The organism is Neisseria sp. P0021.S006 (assembly GCF_051956895.1).
The window spans coordinates 1-1,196 of record NZ_JBQCWZ010000428.1; the positions used below are offsets into that span (position 1 = coordinate 1).

A 1,196-nucleotide genomic window follows, 5' to 3' on the forward strand; every position below is an offset into this window, starting at 1 on the left:
CCTTACCGACCTCGCACAAGAGGCGCAATACCTGCCCTATCGATTTACACCCAATGAGCGCGTGGTCGAGTTAAACACCCGTCAAGGTGCAAAAACGCCTATCGAAGTATCGGCTGAAATCCTCAAAGCCCTTAAATCGCGTGCCGAAGAAACATTAGGCGGCGATTTGGTCGGTGCCGTCATTACCGTACCTGCCTATTTCGACGATGCCCAACGTCAAGCCACCAAAGATGCCGCACGCTTGGCAGGCTTGAATGTATTGCGCCTCCTCAACGAGCCGACCGCCGCCGCAATCGCCTACGGACTGGACAACGCTTCAGAAGGCACGTTTGTCGTTTACGACCTGGGCGGTGGTACATTCGACGTATCAGTATTGCAACTGACCAAAGGATTGTTTGAAGTTAAAGCCACCGGCGGCAACAGCGCATTGGGCGGCGATGACTTCGACCATCGTTTGTTCTGCTACCTGCTCGAACAAAACGACCTTTCCAAACTCAACGAACAAGACAGCCAACTTCTGCTTTCCCTTGTCCGTACCGCCAAAGAAAAACTGACCACTCAAACCGAAGCCGTCATCGAAACCACACTTTCAGACGGCCATAAAGTTCATACCGTCATTACCCGCCAAGAGTTTCACAATCTGACCCAAAATCTGGTACAAAAAACCATCGAGCCCGTCAAACAGGCTTTGAAAGACGCAGGCGTAACCAAGGCAGATGTCAAAGGCGTGATTATGGTTGGCGGCTCTACCCGCATGTTGCATGTTCAACAAGCAGTTGCCACATTCTTCGGACAAACCCCGCTGAACAACCTCAATCCTGACGAAGTGGTCGCACTCGGTGCCGCCATACAGGCAAACGTCCTTGCCGGTAACAAAACCGACGGCGAATGGCTGCTGCTTGACGTTACACCTTTGTCACTCGGTTTGGAAACATACGGCGGCCTTGCCGAGAAAATCATTCCTCGCAACTCTACCATTCCTACCGCGCGTGCGCAGGACTTTACCACTTTCAAAGACGGTCAAACCGCTATGACGATACACGTCGTACAAGGCGAGCGCGAACTCGTTTCCGACTGCCGCAGCCTTGCCAAATTCACCCTGCGCGGCATTCCGCCGATGGCCGCAGGCGCAGCGCGTATCCGCGTGACCTTCCAAGTTGACGCCGACGGTTTGCTGTCTGTTTCCGCACAAGAAC

At 53.5% G+C, this 1,196-nt stretch carries 1 protein-coding gene; it reads left to right on the forward strand.

Annotated elements, in window-relative coordinates; all coding sequences use genetic code 11:
• On the forward strand, window positions 1–1,196 hold a 1,196-nt coding region (hscA, locus tag ACTHUM_RS14735; RefSeq protein WP_440403253.1), incomplete at both ends, for a Fe-S protein assembly chaperone HscA.